Origin of the sequence: Bradyrhizobium sp. 191 (assembly GCF_023100985.1) — a bacterium.
Lineage (GTDB): Bacteria > Pseudomonadota > Alphaproteobacteria > Rhizobiales > Xanthobacteraceae > Bradyrhizobium > Bradyrhizobium diversitatis.
This window is the reverse complement of record NZ_CP064692.1, coordinates 1,989,418-2,015,118: the sequence shown is the minus strand read 5'-3', so window position 1 is coordinate 2,015,118 and position 25,701 is coordinate 1,989,418. Positions and strand designations below refer to the sequence as shown.

Annotated in this window: 24 protein-coding genes; 17 read left to right on the top strand and 7 right to left on the bottom strand. The window is 64.4% G+C overall.

Annotated features, from left to right (window positions below; all coding sequences use genetic code 11):
- Positions 1-5 precede the first annotated feature (5 nt).
- From IVB23_RS09240 to IVB23_RS09215, 6 genes are all read right to left on the bottom strand, one after another.
- Positions 6-1,811, bottom strand: a complete 1,806-nt coding sequence (locus tag IVB23_RS09240; protein ID WP_247803304.1) for a gamma-glutamyltransferase family protein — start codon at positions 1,809-1,811, stop codon at positions 6-8.
- An 86-nt stretch (positions 1,812-1,897) separates the two neighbouring features.
- Positions 1,898-2,887 carry an oligopeptide/dipeptide ABC transporter ATP-binding protein gene (locus IVB23_RS09235; RefSeq protein WP_247803303.1) on the bottom strand — a complete coding sequence of 330 codons (990 nt, stop codon included), beginning with the start codon at positions 2,885-2,887 and terminating at the stop codon, positions 1,898-1,900.
- Positions 2,884-3,870, bottom strand: a complete 987-nt coding sequence (locus IVB23_RS09230) for an ABC transporter ATP-binding protein (protein WP_131866982.1) — start codon at positions 3,868-3,870, stop codon at positions 2,884-2,886. Before IVB23_RS09230 ends, IVB23_RS09235 begins: the two co-directional genes overlap by 4 nt.
- A 13-nt stretch (positions 3,871-3,883) precedes the next feature.
- Positions 3,884-4,855 (bottom strand): ABC transporter permease, encoded by a 972-nt coding sequence (locus tag IVB23_RS09225; RefSeq protein WP_247803302.1) that lies wholly within the window; start codon positions 4,853-4,855, stop codon positions 3,884-3,886.
- A gap of 10 nt (positions 4,856-4,865) precedes the next feature.
- On the bottom strand, positions 4,866-5,846 hold the full coding sequence (locus IVB23_RS09220) for an ABC transporter permease (RefSeq protein ID WP_247803301.1): 981 nt from the start codon (positions 5,844-5,846) through the stop codon (positions 4,866-4,868).
- Positions 5,847-5,950: 104 nt separating this feature from the next.
- Positions 5,951-7,546 carry an ABC transporter substrate-binding protein gene (locus IVB23_RS09215; RefSeq protein WP_247803300.1) on the bottom strand — a complete coding sequence of 532 codons (1,596 nt, stop codon included), beginning with the start codon at positions 7,544-7,546 and terminating at the stop codon, positions 5,951-5,953.
- A 304-nt stretch (positions 7,547-7,850) separates the two neighbouring features.
- Between IVB23_RS09215 and IVB23_RS09210 the strand changes: the two genes are divergently transcribed.
- The 6 genes from IVB23_RS09210 (at position 7,851) to IVB23_RS09185 (ending at position 15,582) form a co-directional block, all read left to right on the top strand.
- Positions 7,851-8,108, top strand: a complete 258-nt coding sequence (locus tag IVB23_RS09210; RefSeq protein WP_194388732.1) for a DUF6489 family protein — start codon at positions 7,851-7,853, stop codon at positions 8,106-8,108.
- Positions 8,108-8,908 carry an alpha/beta hydrolase gene (locus IVB23_RS09205; protein ID WP_197967068.1) on the top strand — a complete coding sequence of 267 codons (801 nt, stop codon included), beginning with the start codon at positions 8,108-8,110 and terminating at the stop codon, positions 8,906-8,908. The genes IVB23_RS09210 and IVB23_RS09205 overlap by 1 nt, the downstream gene beginning before the upstream one ends.
- Before the next feature lie 47 nt (positions 8,909-8,955).
- Positions 8,956-10,506: a wax ester/triacylglycerol synthase family O-acyltransferase gene (locus tag IVB23_RS09200; RefSeq protein WP_247803299.1), complete on the top strand. Its 1,551-nt coding sequence runs from the start codon at positions 8,956-8,958 to the stop codon at positions 10,504-10,506.
- Positions 10,507-10,515: 9 nt separating this feature from the next.
- A complete protein-coding gene (locus tag IVB23_RS09195) occupies positions 10,516-11,511 on the top strand; it encodes an alpha/beta hydrolase (RefSeq protein ID WP_247803298.1) in 996 nt (331 codons plus the stop codon).
- A 129-nt stretch (positions 11,512-11,640) separates the two neighbouring features.
- On the top strand, positions 11,641-14,877 hold the full coding sequence (locus IVB23_RS09190; RefSeq protein ID WP_247803297.1) for a cytochrome P450: 3,237 nt from the start codon (positions 11,641-11,643) through the stop codon (positions 14,875-14,877).
- A gap of 30 nt (positions 14,878-14,907) precedes the next feature.
- Complete coding sequence (locus IVB23_RS09185; RefSeq protein WP_247803296.1) at positions 14,908-15,582, top strand: spermidine synthase; 675 nt, start codon at positions 14,908-14,910, stop codon at positions 15,580-15,582.
- On the opposite strand, the gene IVB23_RS09180 is transcribed toward IVB23_RS09185, so the two are convergent.
- Positions 15,579-16,493: an alpha/beta hydrolase gene (locus tag IVB23_RS09180; protein ID WP_247803295.1), complete on the bottom strand. Its 915-nt coding sequence runs from the start codon at positions 16,491-16,493 to the stop codon at positions 15,579-15,581. The genes IVB23_RS09185 and IVB23_RS09180 overlap by 4 nt on opposite strands.
- Positions 16,494-16,658: 165 nt before the next feature.
- Between IVB23_RS09180 and IVB23_RS09175 the strand changes: the two genes are divergently transcribed.
- From IVB23_RS09175 to paaD, 11 genes are all read left to right on the top strand, one after another.
- The gene (locus IVB23_RS09175) at positions 16,659-17,039 is read left to right on the top strand and encodes a hypothetical protein (RefSeq protein WP_247803294.1); all 381 of its coding nucleotides are present in this window, start codon (positions 16,659-16,661) and stop codon (positions 17,037-17,039) included.
- A complete protein-coding gene (locus IVB23_RS09170; RefSeq protein WP_247803293.1) occupies positions 17,036-18,118 on the top strand; it encodes an alpha/beta fold hydrolase in 1,083 nt (360 codons plus the stop codon). The genes IVB23_RS09175 and IVB23_RS09170 overlap by 4 nt, the downstream gene beginning before the upstream one ends.
- Entirely contained in the window at positions 18,115-18,708 is a 594-nt protein-coding gene (locus IVB23_RS09165; RefSeq protein ID WP_247803292.1) for a GNAT family N-acetyltransferase, read from the top strand. The genes IVB23_RS09170 and IVB23_RS09165 overlap by 4 nt, the downstream gene beginning before the upstream one ends.
- A gap of 223 nt (positions 18,709-18,931) precedes the next feature.
- Positions 18,932-19,387: a phasin gene (locus tag IVB23_RS09160; RefSeq protein ID WP_061878177.1), complete on the top strand. Its 456-nt coding sequence runs from the start codon at positions 18,932-18,934 to the stop codon at positions 19,385-19,387.
- A gap of 185 nt (positions 19,388-19,572) precedes the next feature.
- Positions 19,573-20,859 (top strand): DUF445 domain-containing protein, encoded by a 1,287-nt coding sequence (locus IVB23_RS09155; protein ID WP_247803291.1) that lies wholly within the window; start codon positions 19,573-19,575, stop codon positions 20,857-20,859.
- 202 nt (positions 20,860-21,061) lie between these two features.
- Positions 21,062-21,832, top strand: a complete 771-nt coding sequence (locus IVB23_RS09150; RefSeq protein WP_247803290.1) for an alpha/beta hydrolase — start codon at positions 21,062-21,064, stop codon at positions 21,830-21,832.
- Positions 21,833-22,073: 241 nt separating this feature from the next.
- Positions 22,074-22,940: a phenylacetic acid degradation operon negative regulatory protein PaaX gene (gene paaX / locus IVB23_RS09145; RefSeq protein WP_247803289.1), complete on the top strand. Its 867-nt coding sequence runs from the start codon at positions 22,074-22,076 to the stop codon at positions 22,938-22,940.
- A 76-nt stretch (positions 22,941-23,016) separates the two neighbouring features.
- Complete coding sequence (gene paaA, locus IVB23_RS09140) at positions 23,017-24,009, top strand: 1,2-phenylacetyl-CoA epoxidase subunit PaaA (RefSeq protein WP_247803288.1); 993 nt, start codon at positions 23,017-23,019, stop codon at positions 24,007-24,009.
- Positions 24,010-24,019: 10 nt separating this feature from the next.
- Positions 24,020-24,307, top strand: a complete 288-nt coding sequence (paaB, locus tag IVB23_RS09135; RefSeq protein ID WP_015687593.1) for a 1,2-phenylacetyl-CoA epoxidase subunit PaaB — start codon at positions 24,020-24,022, stop codon at positions 24,305-24,307.
- Entirely contained in the window at positions 24,307-25,083 is a 777-nt protein-coding gene (gene paaC / locus IVB23_RS09130; protein WP_247803287.1) for a 1,2-phenylacetyl-CoA epoxidase subunit PaaC, read from the top strand. Before paaB ends, paaC begins: the two co-directional genes overlap by 1 nt.
- Complete coding sequence (paaD, locus tag IVB23_RS09125) at positions 25,077-25,580, top strand: 1,2-phenylacetyl-CoA epoxidase subunit PaaD (RefSeq protein WP_247803286.1); 504 nt, start codon at positions 25,077-25,079, stop codon at positions 25,578-25,580. The genes paaC and paaD overlap by 7 nt, the downstream gene beginning before the upstream one ends.
- Positions 25,581-25,701 lie beyond the last annotated feature (121 nt).

Below are 25,701 nucleotides of genomic sequence, written 5' to 3'. Positions count from 1 at the left end.
TACCTTCAGCGTCCTGCGGCGTAGCCCTGCATGCCGCGGGGATTGGCGGCGGCGCGGCGGCGCACGCCGACGCGCGAGGCCGCGGTAAGGCGGCCTTCCGACCAGTCGGGACCGACCTCGACGATGTGCCCGCGCTCGCGCAGGTTCTCGATCGTCGCCTTCGGCACGCGGTTCTCGACCACGAGCACGCCGGGGCGGGCGGTGCGCGGCCAGAACGAGATCGGGAAATGCTCGGAGTGCCAGGCCGGCGCGTCGATTGCCTCCTGGAGATTCAGATTGCAATGAACGTGGCGCAGGAAGAACTGCGTGATCCACTGGTCCTGCTGGTCGCCGCCGGGCGAGCCCCAGGCGAGATATGGCTCGCCATCGCGCAATGCCATGGTCGGCGACAGCGTCGTGCGTGGCCGCTTGCCCGGCGCGAGCGCGGCGGGATGACCTTCCTCCAGCCAGAACATCTGGGCGCGGCTGCCGAGGCAGAAGCCGAGCTCGGGAATGATTGGCGAGGATTGCAGCCATCCGCCCGATGGCGTCGAGGACACCATGTTGCCGGCCTTGTCGATGATGTCGAAATGCACGGTGTCGCCGCGCACCTCGCCGAAGCGCCCTACCGTCGGCTCGCCGGCACCGAGCGCGCCGACGGCCTCGCGCTGGCCCTCGGCGCGGCGCAGCTTGACCTCGCCGCCAAAGCCTTCGACTGAACCGGGGAGGAGATCGAGCGAGGCCTTGTCGGTGATGAGCTTGCGCCGCTCGTCATTGTAGGCATCCGACAACAGCGTTCCGATCGGAATCTCGTTGAACTTGGGATCGCCATAGAATTTCTCGCGGTCGGCGAAGGCGAGCTTGGCACATTCGATCTGGAGATGGATGAATTCCGGTCCGGTCGGGTCGAGCCCGTCGAGCGCAAAGCCCTTCAACAGAGCGAGCTGTTGCAGCGTCACCGGCCCCTGGCTCCAGACGCCGGCCTTGCAGACGGTGTAACGGCCGTAATCGTAGGTGAGCGGCGCCTCGATCGTCGGCTGCCAGCGTGCCATGTCGTCGGCCGAGAGCACGCCGCGATGCGGCGAGCCGCTGACGTCCATCACCTCCTGCGTCCGGCAGAACTTGTCGATGGCTTCCGCGACGAAACCTTGCGACCAGGCTTTGCGCGCGCGTTCGATCTCGGCGTCGCGGCCCCCACCGCCGCTCTCGGCTTCGCTGAGGATGCGGGCGTAGGTTGCGGCCAGTGTCTTGTTGGTGAAGAGCGTGCCGGGCTTCGGCACCTTACCGTCTGGAAGATACACCGCGGCCGAGGTTGGCCAATACTTGCGGAACAGCTGCTCGACGGTCTGGATCGTGGCGCAGGCGCGTTCGACCAGCGGATAGCCGTCGCGGGCGTAGGAGATCGCAGGCTCCAGCACGTCGCGCACGCGCATCGTGCCGTAGTCTCGCAGCAGCATCATCCAGGATTCGAAAGTGCCGGGAACGCAGGCGGCGAGCAGGCCGGTGCCCGGCACCATGTCGAGGCCTTCGCTTCTGTAGTGTGCGATGGTGGCGCGCGCGGGTGCCGGGCCCTGACCGCAGATCACCTCGGTGCGGCCGCGCTTCACGTCGTGGACGATGATGGGTACGTCGCCGCCGGGACCGTTCAGATGCGGCTCGACCACCTGAAGCGTGAAGGCGGTGGCAACGCCGGCATCGAAGGCATTCCCGCCCTTCTCAAGGATGGCCATGCCGACGGCGGTCGCAATCCAGTGCGTGGTGGCGACGACCCCGAATGTGCCTTCGATCTCGGGCCTCGTCGTGAACGGATCGGGATTGATATTGCTGCCCATGAACTTCACCACCTTATTTCCGGCGCGCGCAATTGATCACAGGGCCACGCTGCCGCCAAATGCGCAGGCTGCATGGCACGCGCGCGTCACGCCGGGACCGGCGCGGTGTTGACGGCGTGGCAGGCGACGCCGTCGATCAGTTCCGGGGTCTCCTTGCGGCAGAGATCGACCGCCAGCGGACAGCGCGGATTGAAGGCGCAGCCCGGGGGCGGATTGATCGGGTTCGGGATCTCGCCCTTGACCGGAATGCGCTGGCGGCCGCTCATGGCGAGATCGGGCACCGCGCCCAGCAGCATCTTGGTGTAGGGCATGCGCGGGCGGGCAAACAGCTCGCGTCCTTCCGCGATCTCGACGATGCGGCCGAGATACATCACGCCGACGCGGCTCGCCATGTGGCGGACCACGGCGAGGTTGTGGCTGATGAACATGTAGGTCAGGCCGAACTTGTCCTGGAGGTCGCGCATCAGGTTCAGGATCTGCGCCTGCACCGAGACGTCGAGCGCCGAGGTCGGCTCGTCGCAGACGATGAACTCGGCGTCGGAGGCGAGCGCGCGCGCGATCGCGATGCGCTGGCGCTGGCCACCGGAAAACTCATGCGGAAATTTCAGCCGGTCGTCGGGATGCAGGCCGACGAGGCTGAGCAGCTCGCCGACGCGGGCCTGGATGTCACGTTCGCCCTGGATCAGGTCGAAGGCGCGGATCGGCTCGGAGATGATGGCGTCCACGCGGAAGCGCGGGTTCAGGCTTGCATAGGGATCCTGGAAGATCATCTGAATACGGCGACGCAGCTTGCGCCGCGCCGGCGCCTGCCGCGGATCGGTCATCGAGACGCCGTCGATCAGGACATCGCCGGAACTTGGCGGCAGGAGACCGACGACCATCCGCGCCACCGTGGTCTTGCCGGAGCCGGATTCTCCGACCAGAGCAAACGTCTCGCCCTTTCTGATGTCGAAAGTGACGCCATCCACCGCCTTGAGGTATTCGAGGTGACCACCTTCGAGCACGCGGTTGAGCCAGGGTTTCGAGACGTCGAAAACGCGCCGCAGATTGGTGGCCTGGACGAAGGGAATGCTCATGCCGCGCTCTCCGCCGGCATAGTGTCGTAGAGATGGCACGCGACCGATTGCGCGCCGCGCGGCAGCGGCTCCGGCCGCTCCACGCGGCAGCGATCGAAGGCGAAGGCGCAGCGCGGATTGAACGAGCAACCATGCGGGATCGCCGACAGCCGCGGCATGGAGCCGGGAATCTGCACTAGGCGCTTGTCCTCGCCCGCAAGCGTCGGGATCGCCCCCATCAGGCCCTTGGCGTAGGGATGCAGCGGGTTCCGCACGACATCCTGCACCGGGCCGATCTCCGCGATGCGGCCGGCATACATCACCGCGACGCGGTCCGAGGTTTCCGCGATCACGCCCATGTCGTGGGTCACCAGCATGACCGCAGTGCCATGGTCGCGCCCGAGCCGCTTGATCAGCGAGATGATCTGGGCCTGCACGGAAACGTCGAGCGCGGTGGTCGGCTCGTCCGCGATGATCAGCTCCGGCTCGGCACAGATCGCGAGCGCAATCACGACGCGCTGGCGCATGCCGCCGGAGAATTCGTGCGGATAGCCGTCGATGCGCTTTTCGGGTGCGGGAATGCCGACTTCGGCGAGCAGGTCGATGGCGCGGCGGCGCGCCGCCTGCTCCGACAGATTGAGATGCGTCCGGATCGTCTCCACGATCTGGTCGCCGACCCTGTACAGCGGATTGAGCGAGGTGAGGGGATCCTGGAAGATCATCCCGATGCGCTTGCCCCTGATCCGGCGCATCTGCTCCGGCGGCAGATTGTCGATGCGCAGGCCCGCGAGACGAATCTCGCCGCCGGCGATGCGGCCGGGCGGATCGATCAGCCCGATTACCGAGAGGCCGGTGACGGACTTGCCGGCGCCCGATTCGCCGACGACGCCGAGCACCTCGCCCTTGGCGATGTCGAAGGAGACGTCGTCGATGGCGCGCAACGTGCCTCGGCGGGAGGCGAACTCCACCTGGAGGTTGCGCACGGAGAGAACGGGTTCGGTCATGGGCGAGGCGTACTCATCGAAGCTTCGGGTTGAGCGCGTCGCGCAGCCAGTCGCCAAGCAGGTTGATGGAGAGGATCAGGGCGGCGAGCGCAAAACCGGGGAAGGCGACGATCCACCATTCGCCGGCGAACAGGTAGTTGTTGCCGATGCGGATCAGCGTGCCGAGCGATGGCATCGTGTCGGGCAGGCCGACGCCGAGGAAGGAGAGCGTCGCCTCGGTGATGATGGCGAGCGCAAGGTTGATCGTGGCGATGACCAGGATCGGCCCCATCGTGTTCGGCAGCACATGCCGCAGCATGATCTTCGGTGCAGGCAGGCCGATCAGCTGCGCGGCAGCCACGTAGTCCTTGTTCTTCTCGACCATCACGGAGCCGCGCACCGTCCGCGCGTACCCCACCCAGAAGCTCAGGCCGATCGAGATCACCAGCACCACCAGCATGCTGGTGGCGTCGAGCCGGTTGCCGAGGATCGATTTCGCGATGCCGTTGACCAGCAGCGCGATCAGGATGGCGGGGAAGGTGAGTTGCACGTCGGCGATCCGCATGATCACGCCGTCGACTGCGCCGCCGAAATAACCGGCGATCAGGCCGAGCGCAATGCCGAGCGCGCCGGCGAAGATCACGCCGGCGACGCCGACGGCCAGCGAGATGCGCATACCGTAGAGAATGGCAGAGAACACGTCGCGGCCCTGCTCGTCGGTGCCGAGCAGGAACGGGCTCTGGCCGTCGGCGGTCCACAGCGGCGAGATCCGCGAATTCATCAATTGCAGCTGCGCCGGATCGAACGGGTTCTGCACCGCGAGTACGGATGCAAAGATCGCGAGCAGGAAGAACAAGACCGTGATGGCCGCCGCCACCATGGTGAGCTTGGAACGGCGGAACGAATAGAAGATGTCGCTGTCGAGCGCGCGGCTGAGCCAGCCGCGGGCCGCATGCGCCGGCTGCGCGTTCTGCTTGTCGGAACTGGAGACGACGGCGTCGGACATGCAGGCTGCCTTATAAGGCGCGACCGACGGTCGAGCGCAGGCGCGGATCGACCACGGTATAGAGAATGTCGACCACCAGATTGATGGTGACGAAGATCAGCGAGACCATCAGCAGGTAGGCGGCCATGATCGGGATATCGACATTTTGCACGGCCTGGACGAACAGAAGTCCCATGCCCGGCCACTGGAACACGGTTTCGGTGATGATGGAAAATGCAATAACCGAGCCAAACTGAAGACCGGCCACCGTGATCACCGGAATCAACGTGTTCTTCAGCGCGTGGCCGAAATGGATGGCACGGGTGGTCAATCCCCTCGCGCGGGCGAAGCGGATATAGTCGGTCCGCAGCACTTCCAGCATCTCCGCGCGCACCAGTCGCATGATCAGGGTCATCTGGAACAGGCCGAGTGTGATCGAGGGCATGATCAATGCCTTCAGTCCTGACAGCGTGAGCAGGCCCGTCGTCCACCAGCCGAGCTTGACCACCTCGCCGCGGCCGAACGAGGGCAACCAGCCCAATGTCACCGCGAACAGATAGATCAGAAGAATGCCGATCAGGAAAGTCGGCAGCGAGATGCCGACAAGCGAAACGGCCTGGAACAGTTTGGCCAGCACCGTGTCGCGCTTGAGCGCCGAATAGACGCCCATCAGGATGCCGAACACCATCGCGAAGACGGTCGCGCAGATCGCAAGCTCCAGTGTCGCGGGCATACGCTCCATCAACAGCGCCGAGACCGGCTGGCGGAACTGGTAGGAGACGCCGAACTTGAATTGCGCGGCATCGGCGAAATAGCGCGCGAACTGTACCGGCACGGGATCGTCGAGGCCGAGCGATTTGCGCACGATCGCGCGCTCGGCCGCCGAAGTATCGATCGAGACGATCTGGTTGACGGGGTCGCCGGCGAAGCGGAACATCGAGAACGCGATGATGCCGACGGCGAACATGACGCCGAGGGCCTGAACGGCGCGGCGAAGAGTGAAAGCGAGCATGCCTTCCACTGTCCTTGGGTGTGCGTGCGGCTGACCTCTTTGTCGGCCGGAAAAGGAATGGTCCCGGACGCCTCACGCGACCGGGACCCTGTGTTCAACTGACGCTATTCCTTCTTGGTCGCCCAGTGGAACATGACCAGATTGTCGGCGCGCTGCGGCAGGTTGACCTTTTTCGATACGCCCCATGCCAGCGCCTGCTGGTGCAGCGGAATGTAGGCCCAGTCCTTCATGCCGATTTCATAGGCCTGCTTGATCAGCTGGTTGCGCTTGGCGGTGTCGGTCTCGACCAGCACCTTGTCGGTGATGGCGTCGAACTCCTTGTTGCAGTAGCCGCCGAGATTGGCCTCGCCGCGCGAGGATTTCGCATCATCGCGGCAGCCCATGATGTCGTAGAGCACGTTATGGGAATCCATGGTGCTCGGCGTCCAGCCCAGCAGGTAGAACGAGGTCTGGTAGCCGCCCTGCTTGAGCACCTTGGCGAAGTACTGCGCCTTCGGCTGCGCCAGCAGATTGATCTTGACGCCGATGCGCGCGAGCATGCCGACGACGGCCTGGCAGATCGCGGCGTCGTTGACGTAACGATCGTTCGGGCAGTCCATGGTGACCTCGAAACCGTCGGGGTAACCGGCCTCGGTCAGAACCTTCTTGGCGCCCTCAGGATCGAATTTCGGCCGCGTGAAATCCTTGGAGAGCGCGAACAATTCCGGCGCGATCATCAGAGCCGACGGCGTCGACAGGCCGCGCATCACGCGCGTCTTGATCAGCTCGATGTCGATGGCCTTGTAGAAGGCTTCGCGGACGCGGGCGTCCTTGAAGGGGTTCTTGCCCTTGATGTTGGAGTAGAGCAGCTCATCGCGAGTCTGGTCGAAGCCGATGAAGATGGTGCGCAGCTCCGGTCCCTTCAGCACCTGGGCATTTGGGCTGGAATCGACGCGGGAGATGTCCTGGATCGGCACCGGCTCGATGACGTCGACTTCGCCCGAGAGCAGCGCGGCGACGCGGGTGGCGTCGGAGGCGATCGGGGTGAAGATGATCTCCTTCAAATTGCCTTCGACCTTGCCCCAATAGTTGGGGTTGGCCTTGAACACCGTCTTCACACCGGGCTGATGGCTCTCGATGATGAAGGGACCGGTGCCGTTCTCGTGCAGCGAGGCGTAGCTCGGCGTGGTCGCCGCCACCGGCGTCGGATCGACGACGTTGTTCTGCTCGGCCCATTTCTTGTCCATGATGTACCAGACATCCCACGAGTTATGCAGGATGGGATTGGGCGAGGGCAGGATGAAATCGACGGTGTAGTCGTCGACCTTGACCACCTTGACGTCGGGCGCAAGGCGGGTCTGCATGTTGGACCCCTTCTTGCGGACGCGGTCGGCCGAGAACAGCACGTCGTCGGCGGTGAAGGGATCGCCGTTGTGGAATTTCACGCCCTTGCGCAAATGGAAGCGCCAGCGGGTCGGCTCCGGCGTTTCCCAGCTTTCCGCCAGTGCCGGAATGATCTTGAGGTCCTTGTCGCGCGCGGTGAGGCCCTGATAGACGTGGCCAAGATGGGCGTGGGTGGTGCTCTCGTTCAGGGTGTAGGGATCGAGCGACTTCAGGTCACCCTGATTGGCATAACGTAGCGTCTGGCTTGACGCCGGCGAGACCGCCAACGCAAGCGCACCGGCGAGCGCCGCCGCAAACAGACTTTGACCGATTGACATTCTTGACCCTCTCCGCACTGCCACGCCGGTGATTTTTGATTGTTCGGCGGGGCTGACTGATCCATGTTGCCCAGAGTTATCGACCCGTGCAAGCGCCATTCCAGCAAGGAACGCGCCAAGTTGCGCCGCTGTGCAGCAATGCTGACCGTGTCGCCAGGCATGGAGGGCCGTGCCTTCCGACTTTGGTTGACCATGCCGGCTGATTGCCGGACGGAGCATGTCGCGCCGGCATCAGGTCGCTTGCGTTGCACCACAACTCGCGGCGATACTCCGACAGGCCGCTCGAATCTCATCTGGAGGGGACATGAAGGTTAACATCGAAATCGACTGCACCCCCCTCGAGGCCCGCCAGTTCTTCGGTCTGCCGGACGTGGCGCCGATGCAGGCTGCGGTGATGGACAAGTTGCAGCAGCAGGTTCTCAGCAACATCGAGAAGGTCTCGCCGGAATCCCTGATCCAGAGCTGGTTCACCTTCGATCCCAAGATCGCCGAGCGATTTCAGGACATGTTCGTCGCGATGGCCGGCCTCGGCGGCACCCGCAGCGGCGACAAGAAAAAATAGTGTCGACCGGACCGGACGGGGCGCTGGAATCGGGGCGGCTTCGTCCGCCAGGTCTCGGCCTGCTGCTGGCCGAAGCCCGTGGACTGTTCGAATTGAATGCGAGCCTGCTGCTGTCGCCGCTCCTGATGCGCGCGCCGAGGGGCGACGGCCATCCGGTGCTGGCGCTGCCGGGCTTTCTCGCCAGCGACCTGTCGATGGTGCCGATGCGGCGCTATCTCAGCGAGCTCGGTTATGAGGCACATGCCTGGCGGATGGGCCGCAATCTCGGTGGGCTCGGGCGGATGCGGGATTCGCTGCGTACTCGCCTGGCCGAAATCCATGCCGCGAGCGGACGCAAGGTCAGCCTGGTCGGGTGGAGCCTCGGTGGCGTCTATGCCCGCGACCTCGCGCTTTGGGCACCCGACAAGGTCCGTTACGTCATCACGCTCGGCAGCCCTTTCGCCAACGACGTGCGGGCGACCAACGCCACGCGGCTTTACGAGGCGATGTCAGGCGAGCGGGTCGAGGATTTTGCCGAAGCGCGCGAGGCGATCGCCGGAGATCTGCCGGTGCCGACGACGTCGATCTATTCGCGCGCCGACGGCGTCGTGAACTGGCGGACCTGCCTGCTTCGTCCTTCCGCGCGTGCCGAGAACATCGAGGTGCACCTGGCGAGCCATATCGGGCTTGGGGTCAACCCCGCGGCGCTGTGGGCCGTGGCGGACCGCCTGGCGCAACCGGAGGGGGAATTCCGTCCATTTGACCGGGCCGGGCCGTTTGCCATTGCATATGCCCCGCCGGAACAGGCAGTATCGGCCTGACGAGAAGCGCCGTCCAAGGTGCCCGTCAGATCCTGCGGGAGGGAACCATGGCCGACGGGAAGAAGCTGTCGTCGCTGGACGCGTCGTTTCTCTATCTGGAAACGCCGGAGATGCCGATGCATGTCGGCAGCATGGCGATCTTCCGCCTGCCCGACGACTACAAGGGCGACTTCTTCGAAGACTTCAAGGCGATGATCCTCTCGCGCCTGCACATCGCGCCGATCCTCAAGGCGCGGCTGGAGAAGGCGCCGCTCGACATCGATCATCCCTCCTGGGTCGAGGACGACCAGTTCGACATCGACCGTCACATCTTTCGCGCCAGCCTGCCGCAACCGCGCGACCGCGCCACGCTCGAACGCATCGTCGGCTGGATGCACGCCAAGCTCCTGAACCGCGCCCGCCCGCTCTGGGAGTTCTACGTATTCGAGGGCATGAAGGACAATGAGGTCGGGCTCTATTCCAAGATGCATCATGCCGCGATCGACGGCGGCGCCGGCGCGGCGCTGACCAATATGATCTACGACATCTCGCCGATTCCGCGGACGGTCGATCCGCCGACGGCTGGAAGCAAGCCCGGACAGGAGCCGCGCGACATCGCCGCGAACCTGCTCGATTCCTATCAGCAGCTCTTCTCTCAACCGCTCGACGCTTCGCAGGCCGCGAAGAACCTGCAATTGCCCCGCACTGGCAAGAGCGACATCGGCTCGATCCTGTTCGACAACGCGATGTACCAGATCGAGAGCGCGGTGCGCTTCGCCGGCAACATCCCGACCGTGCTGAAGAGCGTCTCCGACGTGCTCGGCAAGGTCGCCGATCCCAAGTCGCGCGAGAGCCTCGCCAGCATGGTGTCGCCGCCGACCATGCTCAACAAGACGATCTCGTCGGAGCGAAGCTTTGCCGGCGTGTCGATCCCGCTGTCGCGGGCCAAGGCCCTGGCCAAGCGGGCCGGCGGCAAGCTCAACGACGTGGTGCTGGCGCTGGCCTCCGGCGTGGTCCGGCGCTACCTCCTGCAATATGGCACGCTGCCGGCGAAATCCCTGACCGCCGCGGTGCCGATCTCGCTGCGCGAGGAAGGCAACACCGAGGCCAACAACCAGGTGTTCGGCATGATCTGCGCGATCGCGACCAACCTCGAGGATCCCAAGGCGCGGCTGGAGGCGATCATCGCGCAATCGACCAAGTCCAAGGAGATGTCGCACCCCTTGCGCGCCCTGATGCCGCAGGTCTCCAACATCTCGATGCTGGGCGCGCCGATCATGGTGCAGATCCTGGCGCTGCTCTATAGCCGCTCAAATCTTTCCGACGTGCTGCCGCCCGCGGCCAACATCACAGTGTCCAACGTGCCTGGGCCGCGGCAGACGCTCTATGCCGCCGGTGCCGAGCTATTGCATATCTTCCCGGTCTCGATCTCGACGCACGGGCAGGCCCTCAACATCACCGTGCAGAGCTATCGCGACCAACTCGACTTCGGTTTCATCGTCGGTGCCAACATCATTCCGCATGTGCAGGTGATGTGCGATATGTTGCCGGAGGAGTTTGCCGCGCTGGAGGCCGCCTATGCGCCGTCGGCCGCCGACATCAAGGGCGCGGCGGAATAGGAAGCCATCATGATTGAAATGCCGCCGCTCAAGTTCGCACAGACGAACGGAATCCGCATGGGCTATTACGAGGCCGGCCCGACCGATGACAAACCGCCGCTCGTGCTCTGTCACGGCTGGCCGGAGCTCGCCTTCTCCTGGCGCCACCAGATCAAGGCGCTGAGCGAGGCCGGCATCCGCGTGATCGCGCCGGACCAGCGCGGCTACGGCGCGACCGACCGACCCGAGGCGGTCGAGGAATATGACATGGAGCATTTGACCGGCGATCTCGTCGGTCTGCTCGATCATCTCAACATCGGCAAGGCGATCTTCGTCGGTCACGACTGGGGCGGCTTCGTCGTCTGGCAGATGCCGCTGCGGCATCCCACGCGTGTCGCCGGTGTCGTTGGAGTCAACACTCCGCACTGGGACCGCGCGCCGATCGACCCCATCGCGCTGTTCCGGCAGCGCTTCGGCGATCAGATGTACATCGTCCAGTTCCAGGACCCCGCGCGCGAGCCGGACAGGATCTTTGGCAGCCGCGTCGAGCAGACCTTCGACGCCTTCATGCGCAAGCCGGCTGCGCGCCCGCCGGGTGCGCCCGAGGAACAGCCGATTGCCGGCATCGGCGCTTCGCCCCGCATCAACCTGGCCTTCCCGCAGATGATCGCGAATTACGACGCCAGACATGATCCGCGCAAACCGATCCTGTCCGCCGACGAGAAGAAGGTCTTTGTCGATACCTTCACCAAGACCGGTTTCACCGGCGGCATCAACTGGTACCGCAACTTCAGCCGCAATTGGGAACGTGCGAAGGGGCTCGACCACCACATCCATGTGCCGTCGCTGATGATCATGGCCGAGAACGATGCGGTGCTGCCGCCGTCGGCAGCCGACGGCATGGAGAAGCTGATCGGCGATCTCGAGAAATATCTGGTGAAGGACAGCGGCCACTGGACGCAGCAGGAGAAGCCGGAGGAGGTCAGCGCCAAGCTGATCGAATGGCGTAGAAGGCGGTTTGGGTGAGGATCCGGTCGTCCGCGTAAGTCAGACGTCATTCCGGGACGGGCCGAGGGACCGGACCCGGAATCTCGAGATTCCGGGTTCGATGCTGCGCATCGCCCCGGAATGACGGCAAGGGGGGAACGTAGTTAAATGTCATCCAAGAATCGTCTGGACCCGATTCCGCATCCGCCGACCCAGCCCGTGGTCGGCAACATGCTGTCGCTGGATTCGTCCGCTCCCGTGCAGCACCTGACGCGGCTTGCGAAGGAGCTGGGTCCGATCTTCTGGCTCGACATGATGGGCTCGCCGATCGTCGTCGTCTCCGGCCACGATCTCGTCGACGAGCTCTCCGACGAGAAGCGGTTCGACAAGACGGTGCGCGGCGCGCTGCGGCGCGTGCGTGCGGTCGGCGGCGACGGCCTGTTCACGGCTGACACCAACGAGCCGAACTGGAGCAAGGCGCACAACATCCTGCTCCAGCCCTTCGGCAACCGCGCCATGCAGTCCTACCACGGAAGCATGGTCGACATCGCCCAGCAGCTCGTCCAGAAATGGGAGCGGCTCAACGCCGATGATGAGATCGACGTCGTCCACGATATGACCGCGCTGACGCTTGATACGATCGGCCTGTGCGGCTTCGACTATCGCTTCAATTCGTTCTACCGGCGCGACTACCATCCGTTCGTCGAGTCGCTGGTGCGCTCGCTCGAGACCATCATGATGACGCGGGGCCTGCCGTTCGAGCAGCTCTGGATGCAGAAGCGCCGCAGGACGCTCGCCCAAGACGTCGCCTTCATGAACAAGATGGTCGACGAGATCATCGCCGAGCGTCGCAAGATCGCGGAGGGCATCGACGACAAGAAGGACATGCTCGCCGCGATGATGACCGGGGTCGACCGCGCGACCGGCGAGCAGCTCGACGACGTCAATATCCGCTACCAGATCAACACGTTCCTGATCGCGGGCCACGAGACCACCAGCGGCCTGTTGTCCTACACGCTCTATGCGCTGCTCAAGCACCCCGACATTCTCAAGAAGGCCTATGACGAGGTCGATCGCGTCTTCGGCCCCGATGTTAATGCGAAGCCGACTTATCAGCAGGTGACGCAGCTCACCTACATCACGCAGATCCTGAAGGAGGCGCTGCGGCTGTGGCCGCCCGCGCCGGCCTACGGCATCTCGCCGCTCAGGGACGAGACCATCGGTGGCGGCAGGTACAAGCTCAGAAAGGGCACTTTCACCACCATCCTGGTGACCGCGCTGCATCGCGATCCCTCTGTCTGGGGGCCGAACCCGGACGTGTTCGATCCCGAGAATTTCAGCCGCGAGGCGGAAGCGAAACGGCCGATCAATGCGTGGAAGCCGTTCGGCAACGGCCAGCGCGCCTGCATCGGCCGTGGCTTCGCCATGCACGAGGCTGCGCTCGCGCTTGGCATGATCCTCCAGCGCTTCAAGCTGATCGACCATCAGCGCTATCAGATGCACCTGAAGGAAACGCTGACGATCAAGCCGGAAGGCTTCAAGATCAAGGTGCGTCCGCGCGCCGATCGCGAGCGCGGCGCCTATGGTGGGCCGGTCGCTGCGGCGGCTTTGGCGCCGAAGGCGCCGCGTCAGCCGACCGCGCGCCCGGGCCATAACACGCCGATGCTGGTGCTCTACGGCTCCAATCTCGGCACGGCCGAAGAGCTGGCGACGCGCATGGCGGACCTCGCCGAGATCAACGGCTTTGCCGTGCATCTCGGACCGCTCGACGACTATGTCGGCAAGCTGCCGCAGGAGGGCGGTGTGCTGATCATCTGCGCCTCCTATAACGGGGCGCCGCCCGACAACGCCACGCAGTTCGTCAAATGGCTCGGTGAGGATCTGCCGAAGGACGTCTTTGCCGGCGTACGCTATGCGGTGTTCGGCTGCGGCAACAGCGACTGGGCCGCGACCTATCAATCGGTGCCGCGCTTCATCGATGAGCAATTGTCGAAGCATGGCGCGCGCGCGGTCTATCCGCGCGGCGAGGGTGATGCGCGCAGCGATCTCGACGGCCAGTTCCAAAAATGGTTCCCGGCGGCAGCCCAGGTCGCGACCAAGGAGTTCGGTATCGACTGGAATTTCACCCGCACCGCCGAGGACGATCCGCTCTACGCGATCGAGCCGGTGGCGGTGACCGCCGTCAACACCATCGTCGCCCAGGGCGGCGCGGTGGCGATGAAGGTGCTGACCAACGACGAGCTGCAGAACAAGAGTGGACCGCATCCGTCGGAGCGCTCGACGCGCCACATCGAGGTGCAGTTGCCGTCCGAGATCACCTACCGCGTCGGCGATCATTTGAGCGTGGTTCCGCGCAACGACCCGACGCTGGTGGATTCGGTGGCCCGCCGCTTCGGATTCCTGCCCGCCGACCAGATCAGATTGCAGGTCGCCGAGGGCCGCCGTGCGCAATTGCCGGTCGGCGAGGCCGTGTCGGTCGGCCGCCTGCTCAGCGAGTTCGTCGAACTCCAGCAGGTCGCGACGCGCAAGCAGATCCAGATCATGGCGGAGCACACCCGGTGCCCTGTGACCAAGCCGAAGCTGCTGGGCTTCGTCGGCGAGGAGCCTGAAACGCTGGAGCGCTATCACGGCGAGATATTGGCCAGGCGCAAATCGGTGTTCGATCTGCTGCTCGAATATCCCGCCTGCGAATTGCCGTTCCACGTCTATCTGGAGATGCTCTCGCTGCTGGCCCCGCGCTATTACTCGATCTCGTCATCGCCATCGGTCGATCCGGCGCGTTGCAGCATCACCGTTGGCGTGGTCGAGGGGCCGGCCGCCTCGGGCCGGGGCACTTACAAGGGCATCTGCTCGAACTATCTCGCCAACCGGCGTGTGGGCGACGTGATTTACGCCACCGTGCGTGAGACCAAGGCCGGTTTCCGGCTTCCCGATGATCCCTCCGTGCCGATCATCATGATCGGACCGGGCACGGGGCTTGCGCCGTTCCGCGGCTTCCTCCAGGAGCGCGCCGCGCGCAAGGTCAGAGGCGCCGCGCTCGGCCCGGCCATGCTATTCTTTGGCTGCCGTCACCCGGATCAGGATTTTCTGTATGCCGATGAGCTGAAGGCACTGGCGGCCGGAAGCATCACCGAGCTCTTCACGGCATTCTCGCGCGCGGATGGACCGAAGACCTATGTGCAGCATGTGCTCGCCGCCCAGAAGGACAAGGCCTGGCCATTGATCGAGCAGGGCGCCATCATCTATGTCTGCGGCGACGGCGGCAGGATGGAGCCCGATGTGAAGGCGGCGCTGGTTGCGATCCAGCGCGAGAAGACCGGCAGCGACGCCGCCGCGGCTTCGCGCTGGATCGAGGAGATGGGCGCGAAGAACCGGTATGTGCTGGATGTCTGGGCGGGTGGGTGACGGCCCGCCCGATCGTGCTAAACGTCTGGCATGATTCCCTGGGAAAAGATCGACACCGCCAAGATCCCCGGCTCCGACGAGGAGCTCCGCCTGATGCGGCGGGGCAAGGAGTTTTCCATCAAGCTCGGCATCAACGAGCTGATGAACAATCGCCTGTCGGGCTCGGAGGCCGCGCTCGCGACGCTCGCGGCAAAGCAGATCGAGCAGGTCGCGAAACCCGTCATCCTCATTGGTGGCCTCGGCATGGGGTTTACACTGCGTGCGGCGCTCGCTGTGCTCGGAAGCAAGGCGAAGATCATTGTCGCCGAGCTCGTGCCCGCGGTGGTGGCCTGGGCGAAAGGTCCGATGGCGGAGGTCTTTGGCGACAGTCTCGATGATGCCAGGGTGAGCATCCGGGAAACTGACGTCGGCGAGATTATCCGCGCGCAGCGCTCGGCGTTCGATGCCATTCTCCTCGACGTTGATAACGGGCCGGAAGGGCTGACCCGGAAAGGCAACGATGCCCTCTATGATGCGAGCGGGTTGAAGGCGGCGAAGACGGCGCTGCGTCCGGGCGGCGTGCTCGCGGTGTGGTCGTCGGGCCCCAACCCGGCCTTCACCAAGCGGCTCGGCAGCGCCGGCTTCCACGTCAGCGAAATCAACGTCCGCGCCACCGGCAGAGGCGGCGGCGCGCGCCACGTGATCTGGATCGTGCGGAAGACCTAAGCCGCCTGCGCCGCTGCCCCGTGCGCGTGCTTGTCGATCGCGTCGATGATCTCGGGCCAGAACCGCATCGGCAGGGCATGACCCATGCCTTCGATCATCAGCAGCTTCGCATTCGGGATTGACGCCGCCGTGTCCTTGCCACCTTCGGGATGGACCAGCGGATCGACCGTGCCGTGGATCACCAGCGTCGGCGTCTTCACGCTATGCAGGCGCTCCTTGCGGCTGCCGGAGGCCAGCACGGCACGGAGTTGCCGGCCGACGCCGGCCGGATTGAGCCCGCGCGCGAACACGCGCTCGGCACGGCCGAGGTCGAGCGCTTCCTCTTCCGGGAAATGCCCGGCGCGCAAAATCTTCCAGGTCTGGCCGAAGCGGATGATGAACTCCTCCATGCTGCGTGGCGGCGGCGCCATCAGCATCGCGGCGGCCTCGCGGGTCGGCGGCGGTATACGCGGATTGCCCGTGGTCGACATGATCGATGTCAGCGAATCTACGCGGTGCGGAAACGACAACGTCACCTCCTGTGCGATCATGCCGCCCATGGAGGCGCCGACCAGATGCGCCGACTTGATGCCGAGTGCGTCCATCAAGCCGATCGTGTCCTTGGCCATGTCGATCAGCTTGTAGGTTGCGGCCACGGGAATCCTGAGGAAACGCAGCTTCAGCAGCTCGAGCGGGGTCAGGCGCTTGCCGCCCGTGAGATGGCTCGACTTACCGATGTCCCTGTTGTCGAAGCGGATCACGCGGTAGCCGCGCGCGGCGAGCTGCTCGCAGAACGCATCGTCCCAATGGATCATCTGCGCCCCGAGCCCCATGATCAGCAGCAGCGGCTCGGCATTGTCGCTGCCGAAAATCTCGTAGCAGATGTCGATGCCATTGGCGCGGACGGTGTGGGGCGGCTGATGGGCGGTCACGGGCGCGGTCCCTCCTGCTGGTCGATGCTGTATCGCACGGTTTCGTTCCGCGAAGAAGCCGCGAGCGCGACACCGCGCCCGCTGCTTGCCGGTTGACCGGCATCTCGCAACGGTGTGGTATGGCGAGAAAGAAGGGTGAAAAGCCCTCCACATGGGAGGATGCTGATGACCGACAAGATCACCGATCCGGTCGCCTTGTGGCAGAAGATGGTCGGCGAGATGGAGAAGGGTTTCAACTCCTTCGCGACCAAGGCAATGGAGACACCCGAGTTCTCGCAAGCCGTGAACCGCGCCGGCGGCGTTGCTGCAGGTGCTCAGAAGCAATTTGGCGATCTCATGGAGAAATACCTGCTCTCCATGAACCTGCCGAGCCGCGAGCAGATGACCGGTATCGCGGAGCGGCTTCAGTCGATTGAAGGCCAACTCGGCGAGATCAAGTCGATGCTGAGCCAGATGTCGGCCGGTTCGGGTGCGCAGCAGGGCGGCGCTGCTCCGCGGCCGCCGCGGACGAAACGTCCGCCGCCCGAAGGCGGAGACCAAAAATGAACGCGCCGACGGGGCTCGATTTCGCGTCCATCCCGGAGCGCATCCAGTCCGAGGTGCAGCGCGCGATCCAGCGCAGCATCAAAGGCGTCGAGTATTTCTCGACCTCGGGCCCTTCGCTCGGCTCGACACCGAAGGACGTGCTGCATTCGCGCGGAACCATGAGCCTCTATCACTATCGGCCGATGTCGGACGAGATCTACCGCGTGCCGGTGCTGATCGTGATGGCGACGACCAACCGCGGCTATATCCTCGACCTCGTGCCCGGCCAGAGCTTCATCGAGTTCCTGCTGAGGCGCGGCTACGACGTCTACATGCTGGACTGGAGCGCCCCGCGGCCGGAAGAGAAGAGCCTGCGCATGGAGGACTACGTCCTCGATTTCATCCCGGACTGCATCCGCCGCGTGCAAGCCGATTCCGGCGAGCAGGACGTCTCCGTCATCGGCTATTGCTTCGGCGGCGTGCTGTCGCTGCTCTACGGCTCGATCCACAGGGATGGGCCGATGAAGAATTTGATCTGCTTCACCACGCCGATCGACTTCCGCGAGATGAAGTTGTTTTCGAATTTCTCCGATCGCCGCTATTTCGACGTGGATCGTCTCGTCGACAGCGTGGGAAACGTGCCGCCGGAGATGATCCTGTCCTCGTTCGAGATGCTGCGCCCCGCCTCGCGCACGGCGAGCCAGATCCAGCTCTGGGAGAACATCTGGAACGACGAGTTTGTCAAGTCCTACCGCATGTTCGACCGCTGGGCGACCGACACGCTGCCGCTGGCGGGCGAGTATTTCCGCGCCATCACCAAGGACCTGATGTGGGACAACAAGCTGTTCAACGACACCATGTCGGTTGGCGGCCGGGCGGCGAAGCTGCAAGACATCAAGGTGCCGATCCTGCATGCGGTCGCCGAGCACGATCACATCGTGCCGTATGAGGCCGCCAAACATCTGATCGCCAAGGTCGGCTCGGCGGACAAGGAGGAAGTGATCCTGAAGGGTGGTCACGTCTCTCTCGTCGCGGGCGCCAACGCGGTGAAGCGGCTGTGGCCGAAACTGGATACCTGGCTGGGAAAGAGATCGACATGAGTGAGCAGCGTTCCTATCCGCGTCAGGTCGAGACCGAGGCCGGCGACATCGAGATCCGCTTGATGTCGCCTGCGGACGAGGCCGTCGTGCTGGCCTTCGGCAAGGGCCTGCCGACCCACGATCTGCTGTTCCTCCCCCGCAACATCAGCGAGCCGAAGGTCCTGTCTGCATGGGTCAAGGAGATCGAGCGCGGCGCGATCCAGAGCCTGCTCGCGGTGAGAGAGGGCAGGGTGGTCGGGTGCGGCACGCTGGTGCGCGATCCGCATTCCTGGTCGCCGCATGTCGGCGAGATCCGGATGGTGGTCTCGCCCGATGTCCGCGGCAAGGGAGTGGGCAAGGCGCTCTCGCAGGAGACCTTTGCACTCGCGCTCGGCGCCGGCCTGGAGAAGCTCTCGGTCCAGATGACCGTCGATCAGCAGGCGGCGATCGCCCTGTTCGAAAGCCTCGGGTTCAAGGCCGAGGCGCTGCTGCGCGACCATGTCCGGGATGTCGACGGCAAGACCCACGACATCGTCGTGCTCGGTCACAACATCGCGCAGGTCCAGGCCCAGATGGAGGCGTATGGGGTGCCGGGCGCTGTCCAGCACTAGGAGCGCCCGCTCAGCATTCGGCTCAAATCGGGCCGATCGTCGGACCTGTTGGCTAAAGAGGCATCATGATGCCTCTTGTCGAGGCCTATCACATTTTTGTGATGGTGCGTCGCAATATGAATGTTGCGTCGCACAATTAACTATGCCATAGAAATGGTTGCCCCAGGCCAATGAGGACGGGGTGAGCCCATAGCTCAGATCAATGAGGATGGAGAGAACCCCCATGACCACTGAAACCAACACCGCTTTCGAGGGCTTCAAGGACGCTTTCAAGAACATCCAGAATCTGGAAGTTCCCGAGGCCGCCCGCGAATTCGTCAAGAAGACTGCCAACACTGCCAAGGACCGTGCCGCGGAGGCCTTCGCCGGCTCCGAGCGGGTAACCGCCGCTGTCGAGAACGCAGTGGCCGAATCCGTCGCCGAGGCCGGCAAGATCAGCCGCAATATCCAGCAGGCGATCTACGAGGACGCCGAGGCGTTCTTCTCGGGCATCGACAAGCTGGCGTCGGCAAAGTCGATCAGCGAAGCCGTCGAGATCCAGTCGAGCCTGCTCCGCTCCCGCGGCGAAGTGTTCGTCTCGCGTGCCAAGGCGACCGCCGACTATCTCGGCAACCTCGCCGCCAACGGTGCGAAGTCCGCTCAGGACAATTTCGCCAAGGTCTACAACAAGACCGCCTGATTTGACCCATGAGTAGAAACTGAATTTGAGGCCCGCTTCGGCGGGCCTTTTGTTTGAGCTGCCGTAAGCACATCCACCGTCATTCCGAGGCGCCCGAAGGGCGAACCCGGAATCCAGAGGTTGTGGAGCGAGATTCCGGGTTCGATGCTTCGCATCGCCCCGGAATGACGTACTCTCAAACCGTCATGACTCCACGCGACACCTTCTCCTTCGACGCCCCCGGCGATGCCGAACGCGCGGCCGAGCTGCGCCGCGTGAAAACCCTGGCGACGCTGGTACTGGCCGCGACGCTTCTGCTCTTCGTCGTCGCAAAATGGCTTCTTCCAGTGCATCCCGTGTTCGGCTTCGTTGCAGCCTTCGCGGAAGCGGCGACCATCGGTGGTCTCGCCGATTGGTATGCGGTGGTCGCGCTGTTCAAGCGGCCGCTCGGCCTGCCGATCCCGCACACGGCGATCATCCAGAGCAATCAGGCTCGCATCGCCGACAAGCTCGGCGAATTCATCCAGGTGCATTTCCTGGAGGCCGGCCCCGTCGAGGCCAAGCTGAAGGAGATCGATTTCGGCTTCTTCGTTGCGGACTGGCTGCGGGACCGCAAGCGCAGCGATGATCTGGCGCGGTTCGCGTTGCGCCTGCTGCCGGAGGCCGTTTCCGCCACCGAAAGCTCCGGCCTGATGAGCTTCGTCATCCGCCGCATGTCATCGCAGCTCCAGGCGATCGATCTGGCGCCGCTCGCGGCCGGCACGCTGCGCGGCTTCGTGGCGGAGGGGCGGCACCAGATCCTGTTCGACGATCTCCTGCGCGTGATGCACGACACGCTGAACCAGAAGGAAACGATGGCGATGATCCGCGAGAAAGTGCGCGCGGAATTGCCGACCCTGCTCAAGCTCTATCGCGCCGACAAGTTTCTGGTGAACAAGATCGTGGCCTCAGCCACCGCCTTCTTCAATGAGGTGCGCAGCGATCCCAAGCATCCGTTCCGCGGCGAGTTCGATCGCATGGTGCTGAGCTTCGTCGATCGGCTCGGCACCGATCAAGCCTATATCGATCGCATCGACGGCTTGAAGCGCGATCTGCTCGCGCGTCCCGAGCTTGCCGAACTCGCCCGCACCGTCTGGGCCAACACGCGCTCCTTCATCGAGCGCAGCGCGAGCGGCGAGACGCAGGTGCTGCAGCATCATCTCGCCGGCGTGTTCGTCGCGGCCGGCGAGGCGCTCGCCGGCGATGCCGAACTGCGCGGCGAGATCAACAAGGGCCTGGTGGCGATGCTGCGCAGCTTCGTGGCCGACCAGAAGAGCGGCGTCTCCACCTTCATCTCCGATCAGGTCAAGGCGTGGAATATGACGCAGCTGATTACGCTGATCGAAATCAACATCGGGCGCGACCTGCAATACATCCGCTTCAATGGCTCGCTGATTGGCGGTCTCGCCGGTCTCGCACTCTACTCCGCAGAATTCCTGCTTCGATTGCTGTGACTTTCGCGTCATGGCCGTCGGCATTACCGCGCGGGCCTATTGCCGCCGCGCATCTCTCCCGCTTGAATGTCTGGAACCGGCCACCTAGCTGATTGATGTTGCGCTGCGGAACGTTCGAGAAGCCGGTGCATTGGAATTCATGCCGATTTGCCGGCATCGCAGCCGGCGTCCTTTCCAGAAGTCTTCCCAGGGGGAAACATCGATGACCGCAACTGCCCAGACGCTGCGTCCGCCGTCCCGTACCCTGATGTTTCTGGAAGGGCGCGCGATCCACGAGTTCGGCGCATTCCTCGGCGCGCTGCCGCTGTTGAGCCTTGCGCCGCGCGGAGACGGGCATCCGGTGCTGGTGCTGCCGGGCCTCGTGGCTTCCGACGCGTCGACGCGTGCGCTGCGCGCGTTTTTGACGAGCAAGGGCTATGCGGTGAGCGGTTGGCGTCAGGGTCGCAATTACGGCCTGCGCGAGGGCGTGCAGGATGCCATGGTCGATCTGGTCCAGGAGCTCAACGACAAGCACGGTCGCAGGATCAGCCTGGTCGGCTGGAGCCTCGGCGGTCTCTATGCCCGCCAGCTCGCCAAGATGATGCCGGAGCGCGTGCGCCAGGTGATCACGCTCGGCAGTCCCTTCGCCGGCGATCCGCGCTCGACCAACGCCTGGCGCGTCTACGAATGGGCGAGCGGGCACAAGGCCGATGAGGTCGATCCGCGTTTCGGGGGAGAGCTTGCCGCTCCGCCGCCGGTGCCGACCACCGCCATCTTCAGCCGCACCGACGGTGTCTGCGCCTGGCAGGGCTGCATGGAGAAGGCGGGCGCGCAGACCGAGAGCATCGAGGTCGAGAGCAGCCATTGCGGCATGGGCCATCATCCGGCCGTCGTCTATGCCGTGGCCGATCGCCTCGCGCAGAAGGAAGGCCAGTGGCGTCCGTTCGACCGCAGCGGCTGGCGCAGCCTCGCCTACCCCGATCCGCATCGATAGTTTCTTCGCCTCTCCCCGCCTGCGGGGAGAGGCCGGAATTTGCGAATAGCAAATTCCGGGTGAGGGGGACTCTCCGCGAGTCCGTCTGTTACCGTGTTTGCCGAGGCGGCCCCTCACCCCAACCCTCTCCCCGTAAGAACGGGGAGAGGGAGAGAAAGAGAAAGAGAAAGAGAAAGAGAAAGAGAAAGAGCGTCGTCCCCGTCCATTGTCGCGCCCGCATCAAACGCGCTATGGCTCGTGCATGGCGCATCCGCTCTCCCGCATCATCGACCAGCTCAAGCGCGAGCCGTCGCGCACCGGCTCCATCGTCATCACCGTGTTCGGCGATGCGATCGTGCCGCGCGGCGGCTCGGTGTGGCTGGGGACGCTGCTGGAATTCTTCGAAAGCTTGGATATCGACAGCGGCGTGGTCCGCACCGCGATGTCTCGGCTTGCTGCCGACGGCTGGCTGACGCGCGAGAAGGTCGGGCGGAACAGTTTCTATCGCCTGGCCGACAAGGGTCGGCAGACCTTTGAAGCTGCCACGCGCCACATCTACGATCCGCCGCCATCGGACTGGACCGGCCGTTTCGAGCTGCTGCTGATCGGCAATGGCGAGGACCGCGACGCCTCGCGCGAGGCGCTGCGCAATGCCGGCTTCGGCAGCCCGCTGCCGGGCGTCTGGGTCGCGCCGTCGGGCGTGCCGGTGCCGGATGAGGCTGCGGGCGCCATCCGTCTCGAAGTCTCGGCGGAGGATGACAGCGGGCGGCGTCTGCTCAGCGCGAGCTGGCCGCTCGATCGCACCGCGGATGCCTATCTGAAATTCATGAAGACGTTCGAGCCGCTGCGCGCCGCGATCGCGCGCGGTATTGAATTGTCCGAGGCCGATGCCTTCACCGCGCGGATCCTGTTGATCCACTACTATCGCCGTGTCGTGCTGCGCGACCCGCTGCTGCCCGAAGGCCTGTTGCCCGCGGATTGGCCGGGAAGGGCGGCCCGCGCGCTCTGCGCCGAGATCTATCGTGCGCTCCTCGTTGCATCGGAACAATGGCTCGACGGCCATGGAAGCAACGAGAAGGGGCCGTTGCCGGCGGCCCGGAAGCTCCTGGAACGGAGGTTCGATGCTTGATCTTTATGTTACAGAAATATCTTGCATGATGTAATTTATGTTATATATTATCTCCCAATAAATCGGGAGGACGCGCATGTATACCCAGGCGCTGAACACGGCCGAGACCGAGGATCGCGGTCTCGAGGACGCGGCGAAGGCTGCGGAGTTCCAGGCCCGCATCGATGCAGAGGAACGCATCGAGCCGAACGACTGGATGCCGGCGGCCTACCGCAAGACGCTCACCCGCCAGATCTCCCAGCACGCGCATTCCGAGATCGTCGGCATGCTGCCCGAAGGCAACTGGATCACTCGTGCGCCGACTTTGCGCCGCAAGGCCGCGCTGCTCGCCAAGGTGCAGGACGAGTGCGGCCACGGGCTCTATCTCTATGCTGCCGCCGAGACGCTCGGCTCGTCTCGCGAGGAGCTGGTGGACGCGATGCTCGCGGGCAAGGCCAAATACTCCTCGATCTTCAACTATCCGACGCTGACCTGGGCCGACATCGGCACGATCGGCTGGCTGGTCGACGGCGCGGCGATCATGAACCAGATCCCGCTGTGCCGCTGCTCCTATGGCCCCTATGCGCGCGCGATGATCCGCGTCTGCAAGGAGGAATCCTTCCATCAGCGCCAGGGCTACGAGATCATGCTGACGCTGTGCCGCGGCTCCGACGAGCAGAAAGCGATGGCGCAGGATGCGCTGAACCGGTGGTGGTGGCCGGTGCTGATGATGTTCGGCCCGCCGGATGTCGCGAGCCAGCACAGCGACACCTCGACGAGGTGGAAGATCAAGCGCTTCTCCAATGACGAGCTGCGCCAGAAATTCGTCGATGCCACCGTGCCGCAGGCGCAATATCTCGGCCTCACCATTCCCGATCCCGGCATGACGCAGGATGCGGACGAGCACTGGCGCTACAGCGAGATCGACTGGACCGAATTCAAGCAGGTGCTCGCCGGCAATGGCCCCTGCAACCGCGACCGCATGGCCGCGCGCCGCAAGGCACACGAGGAGGGCGCCTGGGTGCGCGAGGCGGCAGCCGCCTATGCCGCCAAGCGCGCGCGGCGTCAGACCGCGCAGGCTGCAGAATAGGGAGATCAAGATGGCCACGCCGAACACCCCGCTGTGGGAGGTCTTCATTCGCAGCCGCAACGGGCTCGCGCACAAGCATGTGGGATCGCTGCATGCCAGCGACGCGACCATGGCCCTGCAAGCCGCCCGCGACATCTATACCCGTCGCGGCGAGGGCCTGTCGATCTGGGTCGTGCCGTCGAGCGCGATCACCGCGAGCGATCCCGCCGAGAAGGGCATGATGTTTGAGCCGGCCGAGTCCAAAATCTACCGGCATCCGACGTTCTACGAGGTGCCGGAAGAAGTGGGGCACATGTGATGGCCGTCGCCAACATCCAGGTCTCCGAAACGCCGCTGGTGCTCTACGCGCTGCGCCGCGCCGACGATGCGCTGATCCTCGGTCACAGGCTGTCGGAATGGTGCGGGCACGCGCCAATGCTGGAAGAGGACATGGCGCTTTCCAACATCGCGCTCGACCTGATCGGCCAGGCACGGGAGCTCTACACCTTTGCTGCGAAGGCCGAACGTAGGGATAACGACGAGGACAAGCTCGCTTACATGCGCGACGTGCGGCAGTACCGCAATCTGCTCTTGGTTGAGCAGCCGAATGGCGACTTTGCCCAGACGCTGGTGAGGCAGTTCTTCTATTCCGCCTTCGCCGACCTTTACTGGCGTGCCATGATGAGCTCGCGCGATACGACGCTTGCCGCCATTGCCGCCAAGTCCGAGAAGGAGAGCGCATATCACCTGCGCCACGCCTCGGAATGGATCATCAGGCTCGGGGACGGCACAGACGAAAGTCATCGGCGGGCGCAAGCCGCGATCGATCATCTCTGGGCTTTCACCGGCGAGATGTTCTCGGTCGACGACGGCGAGCGCGCCCTGATCCAGGCCGGCATCGCCGTCGATCCCGAGACCTTGCGCGGTCGCTGGCTGCAGACGATCTCCGATGTCGTCAGCGAAGCCACGCTCGTCTTGCCGCAGAACAACTGGATGCAGCAGGGCGGCCGTACGGGTCGGCACAGCGAACATCTCGGCCATCTCCTCTCCGAGCTGCAATCGATGCAGCGCACCTTTCCGGGGTTGACATGGTGAGCGTGCTGGAGCGCGACAGCGAGCTGCGCCGGCGGGCCTGGGATGCTGCGGCGAGCGTGGTTGACCCGGAGATTCCGGTCTTGACCATCGCCGATCTCGGCGTGCTCCGTGAGATCGTTCTCGACGGCGATCAGGTCGAAGTCAAAATCACCCCGACTTACTCGGGTTGTCCGGCGATGAACATGATCGCGCTGGAAATCGAGCTGGCGCTGGAGCGCGCCGGTTTCCGTCATCCGAAGGTGCGAACCGTGCTGTCGCCGGCGTGGACCACCGACTGGATGAGCGAGGACGGGCGCCAGAAGCTGCGTGCCTACGGCATCGCGCCGCCGCAAGCGTCGAGCTCGCGCCGCGCGCTGTTCGGCGAGCAGGCCGTCGCGTGCCCGCAATGCGGCTCTGAGAACACCGAGCTGCTCTCCGAATTCGGCTCGACCTCCTGCAAGGCGCTGTGGCGCTGCAAGGCCTGCCGCGAACCCTTCGATTACTTCAAGTGTCATTGAGGCGCACGATGCCAACCCCGTCGTCATTGCGAGGAGCTCTTGCGACGAAGCAATCCAGACTGCTTCCGTGGAAGGACTCTGGATTGCTTCGCTTCGCTCGCAATGACGACAGAGAGACCGA